This is a genomic window from Carboxylicivirga longa (genome assembly GCF_050589825.1).
Taxonomy (GTDB): domain Bacteria; phylum Bacteroidota; class Bacteroidia; order Bacteroidales; family Marinilabiliaceae; genus Carboxylicivirga; species Carboxylicivirga longa.
This window is the reverse complement of the sequence record NZ_JBNGOZ010000001.1, coordinates 277,339-287,747: the sequence shown is the minus strand read 5'-3', so window position 1 is coordinate 287,747 and position 10,409 is coordinate 277,339. Positions and strand designations below refer to the sequence as shown.

Below are 10,409 nucleotides of genomic sequence, written 5' to 3'. Positions count from 1 at the left end.
ATGAAGGTTGTCTTTATTATTCCAGGAGTTGGTGATTCGTTTTATTGCGGCAATTGCATGCGCGATAATCTGCAAGCCTCCGCCTTGCAAAAACAGGGACATGAGGTGATTATTGTTCCACTGTACCTGCCCCTGAATAAACATGCTTTTCATACGAAAAGTCCGATCTTCTTTCCGGCTACAAGCTATTACCTGGCACAGAAATTATTCAAACGCATCACCATGCCGAAGTGGCTGGAGCGATTCACAGCATCAGATTCCATGCTTAAGATGGCTTCTTCCCTGTCGGGCACCACTTCTGCCAAAGGTATGGAGGGCATGACCCTATCGATGATACATGGCGATGACCCGGTGTTTCAGAAAGAAGTAAAACGCCTGCTTGCCTGGTTAAGCCAGGATGAAAAACCGGATATTATCCATTTGTCAAGCTCCTTACTCATTGGTATAGCCAAAGCGATAAAAAACAAAATGGATACGCCGGTGGTGTGCTCGTTGCAGGATGAGGAGGTATGGATTGACAGTATGAAAGAAAAGTATGCCCGCCGGGCCTGGAACAGCATTAATGAGAACCTTCGCTACGTAGATCGCTTGGTAACTACCAGTAAATTCTATAAGAAAATAGCAGAAGAAAGGTTACCAAATGCCATAGATATTGAAGTAGTGTACCCGGGTGTTAACCTCAGTAATTACACAGAATCGGAAGCACACGGAACTAAAGTAATCGGATATTATTACCGCCTGAACAAAGACAACGGACTCCATATTCTGGCCAGGGCTTTCGTAAACCTGAAAAAGAAAAACACCATTCCCGACCTCAAACTTAAAATAGGCGGCGGATACACAGATCATGACAAGCAATTTGTGAAGGAAGTAAGGCAAATTCTGGCACCGGTGATGAGCGACGTGGAATTCCAGGATGATTATTCGATGACTCACCATTCCGCGTTTTACAGCTCCATCTCGGTCATTTCCGTGCCCCTCACTTTTGAGGAAGGTGTGGGCTTATATCTGTGCGAAGCCTTCGCATCGGGTGTACCTGCCGTGGCTCCTTCCACCGGCTCCTTTCCGGAAATCATTGGAGATGCAGGCCTTTTATACCAACCCAACACACCAGATAAACTGGCCGAGGCACTGGAAAAACTCCTTAATAATCAGATTCTCTACAAGGAAACTACATCAAAAGCAAAAGAGAGAGCCAGTCAGGTATACAACCATGAGGTACTGGCCGCCCAACTACAGGAAATCTACAAACAAACCATTAATAATGACTAACAACGCAGACACTATGAAAACAATGAACAAACTAAAATTCAAGCTGATAGCATTTATAGCTTGCTATTTGGCCTTGCAACCTGCAGTGGCACAAAACCAACACGGCTGGCGCGGTCCTAACCGTGATGGCACCTATCCGGATACCGAATTATTAAAAGAGTGGGCAGCTGAAGGCCCCGAATTACTATGGGAAACACTGGATGCCGGCAAAGGATGGTCTTCCCCGGTAATTGTGGAAGATCGCTTGTACCTCACCGGAATGAATGAAGATGAAACAAAGGAAATCTTCTCGGCCTATACACTTAAAGGTGAAAAGATCTACTCCATCGAATACGGAAATGCCTGGAACAAATCGTACCCGGACACCAGAACAACACCTACCGTTGTGAATAAAAAGGCCTATGTAATCAGTGGCCAAGGTGAAGTGGTATGCATCGACCTTAAAAAAGGGGATATCGACTGGACGGTTGATGGAAAAGCACAATTTGAAGTAAAAACAGGCTCATGGGGTACTTCTGAAGCTCCCTTGGTTTTTGATAACAAGGTAATTTTTTGTCCGGGAGGAGACCAAACAACCATGGTGGCCTTAAATGCAAAAGATGGGGCATTGATTTGGAAGAGCCAATCTTTAGGTGAATTAAGTAGCTATGTTTCTCCTCTTTTGATCGAGCACAATGGAATAAGGCAAATAATAGGTATTGGGGGTGAAAGCATATTTGGTGTTCAGCCTGAAACCGGTGAAATACAATGGGCATTTAGCAATTGGGGTGAAGATTTTGCCTTTAAAAACGGGGATAAAATTTCATGCAACACCCCGCTTTTTAAAGACGGTAAAATATTCTTCTGCAATGGTTATAACCTCAATTCATATATGTTGCAATTGGCCGATGATGGAAAATCAGTAAGCAAACTATGGAAGAACTCGGATTTAGATACACATCACGGCGGCTACGTGTTGGTGGATGGCACTATTTACGGTTCAAACTGGCTCAATAACTCAAAAGGTAACTGGGTTGCGATAGATTGGAATACCGGTGAAACCCAATACGAAACGCCGTGGGAAGGAAAAGGAAAGGGTTCTATTATAGCAGCTGATAATATGCTTTACTGTTATGATGAAAAAAGGGGCTATGTGGGCTTAGTACCTGCCTCTCCAGAAAAATTTGATGTGATTAGTGAATTCAGAATCACCCAAGGTGAAGGCCCTTTTTGGGCGCATCCGGTAATTAACAACGGTATTTTATATATTCGTCACGGCAACGCCCTGATGGCTTATTCAATCCGTCAATAAATATACATTAAGCGTCTTTCAACTATGAACTTTTTTCAAAAATACAATCCCTATAAACTCATCCTGATCAGTCTGCTTGGGGCACTGCTTATCACCTATCCCAACTTTACCCAGCTTCCCTGGAAGCTGAGTTATCTGGAGGGCATTGAACGTGTCAAGCATATCAATTTCGCCATTATTCGCTTTGTATTTTTTACAATTTTGGCTGGGATTCTCTTTCATATTAACCTGAAAAAGATACCTACCTCCATATTTGGAAGACGCTTAATGCTAAACATGGCCATTTGCGCGCTTGCCTATCTTGCTTATGTGCTCATTTCTTATGCTTATTGCACCTTTGTGGATTGCTTCGGAAGCATCCTTATTTTCCAGTTCTTTTTCATATGCCTGATGGCTGCCTTCATTGGCCATGTTTATCACATGTATAAAGATCAGCGCCAAAAAGAACAAGAGATCGAACAATTGAAAATCGAGAACCTGGAAAGCCGATGCAGCGCCTTATCCAATCAGATTAATCCGCATTTTTTCTTTAACTCACTAAATAGTGTCACGGCCCTTGTGCGCAAAGGGAATGATGAAAAAACAATTGAGTTCGTGAATAAGCTCTCAGACATATTCCGGTACATATTAAACAGTGAAAATAAAGGACTTGTAAGCTTGGGAGAAGAACTGGAATTCGTGGCTTCATTCCGCTATTTAATGGAAGTACGCTTTGCCAATAAGCTGGATTTTCAAATAGACATTGAAGAAAACCAAAGAAGTTTAAAACTACCAAGCTTATCTATTTTGCCGCTAATCGATAATGTGGTTGCTCACAATACGATTGACAGCGAACACAAAATGGTAGTATTAATCAGACTAAACGAAAACAACGAACTGGAGATTCATAATCCAATATTCCCTAAACTCTCACCGGATAATACCAACGGCACCGGGCTCAAAAATCTGGAAAACCGCTTTCAGATCATGATGAATAAAAAAATAAGGGTAATGAATGACGGTCATACATTTATTGTAATTTTACCCTTAAAGCAGTAAAGGATGAAAGTATTAATTGTAGAAGATGAAACCGTGGCCTTTGAAAACCTGGCCACGATACTGAAAAGCATTGATTCATCTATTAAAATTATTGGCAATACAGAAAGCATCCGGCAAACCATCAACTGGCTAAGCACCAATGAAACACCTGAATTGATTATGATGGATATTCACTTGTCGGACGGCAATGCATTTACCATTTTCCAACACATTACCATTGAGATACCCATCATCTTTACTACTGCCTATGATGCTTATGCCATTGACGCGTTTAAAGTGAATAGTATTGATTACCTGCTGAAGCCCATAAAGGTCGTAGAGCTTGCAGGTGCCATTGAAAAGTTTAAAAAATTAAGCCCCGGTGATGAACTCAAGTACCTGAGCAATCAACAGGAGCTTACACCATCTAATACTTACATTGCAAAGATGCTGATCCGCGATGAAAACAAGCTGATTCCGATTGATATTAATGAAGTAAGTTGCTTTTATACCACAGATAAGGTAACCGAAATCTACCTGAAGAATGGTATGCATTACCCATATTCAAAAACTTTGGAACAGATTCTTCACAACCTTAATCCCAAGGACTTCATAAGGGCCAACAAACAATACATTCTGTCACGCGACAGTATTAAAGAAATGCTGATCCGCTATGATAACCGCCTGCAGGTGCAACTTAATATTGAGACACCGGAAAAAATTTTTGTAAGTAAAAATAAGTCGGCTGAGTTTAAGAGTTGGTTTACCCAGCTTATCTAGTTTTTAAAGTTACTTTCCGATACATAATTTTCTATGTGCTTAATATTAGATAGTTACAGAGTTTACGTTGTAAATATTGCGTAAAGAATATAAATCTGTGGTATTCACTACAAACACTATTATTACTGCCTTACGGAGCTATTTTACACCTACATTAAATACTTTGGCAATTTTAGAAAAACCGAAGGGTATTTACAACGCTTTTTCTCACTAAGAGAAGTCAGTTTAATACTTAAAACAGCTAAATGAAAAGTTGTAAAAATTGTAAATGATAATTTAAGAATTTCTGAATGGATTATCACCTGTGTTAATTTAACCGGTTATATATCAAAACCTAGGTTTTATGAGACATTTTCCTTAATTGCCATTGTTTATACTACTCTTTCTAACTAACACTATTCTGTTTTATAAGAAATAACCAAAAGGACATATCTATTTAAATAGAAAGGAGTATATAAAATGGAGGGAATCTAATGAATAATTAAGCCTTCCCTCCACCCTTATTAAGTTTTAAATAACTGAACTAACATTTAAAATAACTAGCCATGCCATAAGCTATATCTACTTCAATTCCATTTTCGTTATTTGCGAATAATCCCCTCTGGTAGTATTAAAGATGTCCAGTAATTCTTGTAGTTTCTCTGGATTGCTTTTGGCCAGATTGTTCTGCTGCCCAATATCTTCTTTTAGGTTATATAGTTGAAAGTTTTGAGCATTACCCAGTTCAATATTTACCAACTTGTTTTTTGCAGGGCCCTTATAAGGTGGAATCATAATCCAATCGCCATGGCGTAATGCGGTGCGGGTAGTCGCTTCTATAACAAGAGACTCACGACCATTAGTACTTTTACCTAAGAATACATCCAGCAGTTCCTCACTGTCTGTTGATGATTCGTTTGTGCCAACCAACTTAGCTAATGAAGCTAATAAATCCATCTGGCAAACCAATGCATCAGAAATACCGGGTTGAATAGTACCTTTCCAATAGGTGATAAACGGAACTCTTGTCCCAGCTTCAAACAAACTGTACTTTCCACCACGCAATTGACCTGCCGGAGTATGATTCCCTAGTTTTTCTACTGCATCATCATAGTATCCGTCGTTCAAAACAGGTCCGTTATCACTTGAGAATACAATTAATGTATTATCTAAAATGCCTTCTTCCTCCAAAGTTTTAATGAATTCTCCAACACACCAATCTGCCTCCAGAATGACATCACCTCGAGGCCCCATACCTGATTTGCCAACAAATCGAGGGTGAGGTGTACGCGGCACATGTGGTTGCTGCATGGCATAATACAAGAAGAAAGGTTTATCCTTCTGTGACTTGACATATTCTTGTGCCTTGACTAAAAAGTGATCGGCCATATCAATATCGTTCCATTTAGCTGCTTCACCACCTTTCATGTAACCAATACGAGGCACACCATTTACAATTGTTGAGTTATGACCATGATGCCACATCATCTCACAAAGTTCAGGGTTATCTTTACCAGTTGGCTGCCCCTCAAAGTTATTTTTATAATCTATCTCAATCGGGTCATTAGCATCGAGGCCTTCCACCAATCCATCTTTTAAATATACAGTTGGCACACGATCCTGTGTGGCAGCCATGTAATAGGCATAATCAAATCCTACTTCATTAGGACCTGGCGAAACAGTCTTATTCCAATCAACATGACCTGTGCCAAGGCCTAAATGCCATTTGCCAACTAATGCTGTTTGATAGCCTTGCTTTTTCAGCATCTTCGCTAAAGTAACCTGGGCTGTATCTATAATTAATGGTGCTGTTCCAGGAAGAATCTTAGCTTGCTTATTTTTCCATGGGTAAAAACCTGTTAACAGGGCATATCTACTCGGTGTACATGTGGCCGATGAAGCGTAGCCATTGGTAAATTTCACACCACCTGAGGCTAAGGCATCAATATTTGGGGTTTGCAATTCTGTTGCTCCATACGAACTTAAATCGCCATAACCTAAGTCATCTAAGTAAATGACAACAATATTTGGTGATTTGGCTTTTTGTTTATTTTGCTTGCCTTGCTTGTTATTGCAAGCCGTTAATCCTATTACTATGCTGAGAAGGATTGCTATAAATGCATGTGCATATCGTAACATGAAATATCTATTTATAATAATTACTCGGATAAAACTATTTTTTTACTACTCGTTAAGGTCTCTGCCTTTGCCGTAACCTCAATCTGACCGCTTTCACCAGTGGCTTGAATCATTAAGAGGCATTTGCCATTAAATGCTTTGCGCTGGCTGACTTTATGAGGTGATAAATCCAGAATATCACCATTTTCGACACCGATAATTTGAGCTGGCCCCTTCACCTCAAACTCAATTAGGTCATTCGCGTGGGGTACCATGGTACCTTGTTCGTCAACAACCGTAATTTCGCAATGCACGACATCTCTATTATTGCTTTTTATCTGGGTTCTATCAGCAACAATGTTTATACCGGTTGGTTCTCCTGCTGTGATATACTGTTTTTCAGCCATTTCAACACCGTTAGTTTTTGCAATGACTGTAAGTTTCCCATCTTGATACGGTACTAACCATACCAACTGTCTTTCTTTACCTATTTTCTTTTCACCTAAAGACTGACCATTTAGAAAAAGTTCGGCTGACTCACAATTAGTATAAACTACTACTGGAATTTCCACATTTTCCTTGTCAGGATGCGTCCAGTGCGGTAATAAATGTACCATAGGTTTATCACTCCACAAACTTTGGTATAGGTAATAATGGTCTTTAGGGAAACCAGCCAAGTCAATTATGCCAAAATTAGCTGTACGCGCCGGCCAATTAAATGATTCACCCAGGTAATCGAAACCAGTCCATCGAAAATTCCCCAGGTAATAGTCTCTTTCCTCAACCCTGTTCCATTCGTGGCGAACTCCAATGCGTACAATCGAATTGTCATAAGAAGACTGGTACCTTGGCGTAATACCGGTAAAAACTTCTTGTTCTGATAAATCATCAATTTTATAGACTTTGTGCTCCATCTTGGCAAATTGTTCGGGTTTCTCCCAAGGGGCAGGATTATCTTTTGTACGATACCACGTTTTTGTGCGGTAAACGCCTCTTGTTTGAAGTGTATGTGTTATCTCCGTACCGATAATGGCTTTCTGCGGATGGTTCTTGTTATACTTTGCCAAACTTCCTTTAAACTCTCCATGGCCGTTAAAGCCAGCAATATCGATATGAGGAGCCATATAACCACGACCTTGTGTGATAGGCCTTGTGTTATCAATTGCTCTAGCAAAGCCAACAATCTCCTTTTGTTCAGCAGCAGTGAAACCATGCACTTCATTACCAATACTCCAGATTACAACAGATGGATGATTACGATCGCGTTTCATGAAGTCAGTCAGGTCGCGTTTCCACCATTCCGCAAAATAATTGCCATAATCATGTTTGGCTTTAGGTTTCCACCATCCGTCAAACGCCTCATCCATCACCATAAAGCCCATGGTGTCACACATGGTATAGAATTCCGGGGAGAACGGATTGTGAGTTGTTCGTAAGGCATTACAACCCATTTCTTTTAGCATCTTCAAACGGCGGTATAAAACATCATCTGGCACAGCAGCACCAACCGGACCTGCATCGTGGTGATTACTTAAACCTTTGAATTTGATAGCTTTATCATTCAAAAGGAAGCCCTTACTGCCTTTTAGCTCTATGGAACGAATGCCCAATGGTGTAGTATATTGATCCATTTTTTCTCCGTTAACAATCAGAGTTGTTTCAATACTGTACATATTTGGTTGTTCAGGAGACCATAACAAGGGTTCTTCTACCTCAAAGCTTTGAGTTAATTCAGCTTGCGCATCTATCTTTATTTCGCTTTCGGCTTTGGCTACTGTTTTACCATCAGCATCTTTAATAAAGCTATTCACTAATACAGAAGTTTTATCGTCTGTTTCATTGTTTAACTGAATCTGTAAATTGACATTTGCTTTCTGAGAGCTCACGTGAGGAGTGGTCACAGCTGTTCCCCATTGCGGAACATAGATGTTCTTTGTTTTTGTGAGCCATACATGACGATAAATGCCAGAGCCAGTATACCATCTGCCACTGGGTGCTTTAGAGTGATCAACACGCACTGCTATTACATTAGTTCCTTCATTGAGGAAGGGTGTTAAATCGTAGCTAAAACTGATGTATCCATAAGGCCTATTCCCCAGATGATGTCCGTTAATCCAAACATCGCTATTCATGTAAACACCGTCGAACTCTACAAAATATTTTTCATCCGGTTTTAAGTCTTCAATGACTAATTGCTTTCTATACCAACCAATACCGGTGGGTAAGAATGCACCGGCAATACCTGCCGGGTTATTTTCATTGTACTCACCTTCAATACTCCAGTCGTGCGGTACATTTAACTGACGCCATTGGCTATCATCAAAGGAAACTTGCTCAGCGTTTTGAATATCTTCCTGAATAAAGTGCCAATTTAGGTCCAGTGATTCCCTTGTCCGAACCTCAACATTGTTATTATTGGTGCATGCTGTTGAGGTTATAAGCATAATAAATGCCAGTAACATATAGTATTTCATAGATATATCGATTAGTCGTTAACAATTCGTTTGTTTTTCTTTCGCTCCTTAATTGGTTCAAACTCGGGATTATTTTTTGGCATTTGTGCATTCACATCTTTTCGCCATATGTCCAGATTATTTTTTAACTCAGAAAGGATATCTGGATATTGACGATGTAAATCATTCTTCTCACCCAGGTCTTCTTCTAAATTGTATAATTCAAAGCTATTAGTTTCCAAGTTTTCTATAAGCTTCCATTTTCCTTGTCGAATGGCACTATGTGGCACTGCTCCTTCCTGATGGTAATGAGGATAGTGCCAATGTATAGCATCACGCTTAAGTGTTTGCTCTCCTTCCAGCAGCGGCAGCCAACTTTGACCATCCAATGCCACATTCTTATCAGCTAAATGAATGCCTGCCAATTCGAATAGTGTAGGATAATAGTCCTCTGTAATAACCGGCTCGTGAATTATGTCATTAGCTTTATTAATTGTTGGCGCATATAAAATGGTCGGTATTCGAATACCTCCTTCGTATATACCTCCTTTACCATGGCGCAAAGGTGCATTACTTGTGATTTTACGCTTCCCTTTACCAATTAAGCCACCATTATCGGAGGCCAACAAAATGATGGTATTTTCAAATAAACCACTTTCTTTTAATTGGGCAACTACCTTGCCGACAGCATCATCAGAATGTTCCACCATAGCAGCATATTTGGGATTATAATGGTTTTTAGCGCTATCACTTAAAGCTACATACTTCTGAATTTTGTTTTCTTTTGCCTGTAAAGGCATATGCACATTGTATAGCCAGAAATTAATAAAGAAAGGTTTATTCTTTTGTTCTTGAATCACTTTACAAACCTGATCAGTGAGGCGTTCTGTCAAATACTCACCTTCTTCGCCATCATTAAGGCGAGGATTACCATAAGGAGAGAAATAGCCTTTTGAACCATTTTTCGCATTTCTATTGGGTGCACCTTTTGACCAACCAGCAATATTAACATCAAAACCATGGTGTTCTGGCCAATCCTTTTCTGTTTCACCCAAATGCCATTTGCCAATATGAGCCGTATAATACCCGGCATCCTTAAAAGCTTCAGCCAAAGTGTATTCTTTTGCATCCAAATACATTTTCCACTCAGGCACTTTTAATTTGGCCCAAGGATATTTATGCCCTTCAATCCAATCGGTCAAATGCAAACGCGCAGGATTCTTTCCTGTCATTAGTGCCGCTCTTGTTGGTGAACATACATTACAAGAGCTATACGAATTGGTGAATAAAGTACCTTCGGATGCCAATTGGTCTATATTGGGTGTTTGATGGTAATCGCTACCGTAACATGCTAAATCAGTCCACCCCATATCATCTACCAATATCATAATCACATTGGGTGATGTTTTGTCATATGATGATTGACAGGCAATCAGGAATAAAGATAAAAAAATGATTATCCCAGAGAGCCACTTCATTTTTTGTATTTTTATTGAGCC

The 10,409-nt window shown here is 40.0% G+C and carries 7 protein-coding genes; 4 read left to right on the top strand and 3 right to left on the bottom strand.

Features of this window, described 5'->3' with window-relative positions:
• Genes ACRD7A_RS01175 through ACRD7A_RS01160 form a run of 4 tightly spaced genes read left to right on the top strand, consistent with a single transcriptional unit; the run spans position 1 to position 4,360 of the window.
• Complete coding sequence (locus tag ACRD7A_RS01175; protein WP_430809507.1) at positions 1-1,272, top strand: glycosyltransferase family 4 protein; 1,272 nt, start codon at positions 1-3, stop codon at positions 1,270-1,272.
• 13 nt (positions 1,273-1,285) lie between these two features.
• Entirely contained in the window at positions 1,286-2,563 is a 1,278-nt protein-coding gene (locus tag ACRD7A_RS01170; RefSeq protein ID WP_430809506.1) for an outer membrane protein assembly factor BamB family protein, read from the top strand.
• 24 nt (positions 2,564-2,587) lie between these two features.
• On the top strand, positions 2,588-3,601 hold the full coding sequence (locus ACRD7A_RS01165) for a sensor histidine kinase (protein WP_430809505.1): 1,014 nt from the start codon (positions 2,588-2,590) through the stop codon (positions 3,599-3,601).
• Positions 3,602-3,604: 3 nt separating this feature from the next.
• Positions 3,605-4,360, top strand: coding sequence for a LytR/AlgR family response regulator transcription factor (locus ACRD7A_RS01160; protein WP_430809504.1), 756 nt, complete (start codon positions 3,605-3,607; stop codon positions 4,358-4,360).
• Between the two features lie 561 nt (positions 4,361-4,921).
• Here ACRD7A_RS01160 and ACRD7A_RS01155 read toward each other — a convergent pair.
• Genes ACRD7A_RS01155 through ACRD7A_RS01145 form a run of 3 tightly spaced genes read right to left on the bottom strand, consistent with a single transcriptional unit; the run spans position 4,922 to position 10,388 of the window.
• Positions 4,922-6,478 (bottom strand): sulfatase family protein, encoded by a 1,557-nt coding sequence (locus ACRD7A_RS01155; RefSeq protein ID WP_430809503.1) that lies wholly within the window; start codon positions 6,476-6,478, stop codon positions 4,922-4,924.
• 20 nt (positions 6,479-6,498) lie between these two features.
• The gene (locus ACRD7A_RS01150) at positions 6,499-8,931 is read right to left on the bottom strand and encodes a glycoside hydrolase family 2 TIM barrel-domain containing protein (protein WP_430809502.1); all 2,433 of its coding nucleotides are present in this window, start codon (positions 8,929-8,931) and stop codon (positions 6,499-6,501) included.
• A gap of 11 nt (positions 8,932-8,942) precedes the next feature.
• Complete coding sequence (locus ACRD7A_RS01145) at positions 8,943-10,388, bottom strand: sulfatase (RefSeq protein ID WP_430809501.1); 1,446 nt, start codon at positions 10,386-10,388, stop codon at positions 8,943-8,945.
• Between the last annotated feature and the right edge of the window lie 21 nt (positions 10,389-10,409).

Excerpts from the sequence above, each read along its gene's own strand:
- ACRD7A_RS01175 (WP_430809507.1), top strand. The coding sequence starts at position 1 with ATGAAGGTTGTCTTTATTATTCCAGGAGTTGGTGATTCGTTTTATTGC.
- ACRD7A_RS01170 (WP_430809506.1), top strand. The coding sequence starts at position 1,286 with ATGAAAACAATGAACAAACTAAAATTCAAGCTGATAGCATTTATAGCT.
- ACRD7A_RS01165 (WP_430809505.1), top strand. The coding sequence starts at position 2,588 with ATGAACTTTTTTCAAAAATACAATCCCTATAAACTCATCCTGATCAGT.
- ACRD7A_RS01160 (WP_430809504.1), top strand. The coding sequence starts at position 3,605 with ATGAAAGTATTAATTGTAGAAGATGAAACCGTGGCCTTTGAAAACCTG.
- ACRD7A_RS01155 (WP_430809503.1), bottom strand. The coding sequence starts at position 6,478 with ATGTTACGATATGCACATGCATTTATAGCAATCCTTCTCAGCATAGTA.
- ACRD7A_RS01150 (WP_430809502.1), bottom strand. The coding sequence starts at position 8,931 with ATGAAATACTATATGTTACTGGCATTTATTATGCTTATAACCTCAACA.
- ACRD7A_RS01145 (WP_430809501.1), bottom strand. The coding sequence starts at position 10,388 with ATGAAGTGGCTCTCTGGGATAATCATTTTTTTATCTTTATTCCTGATT.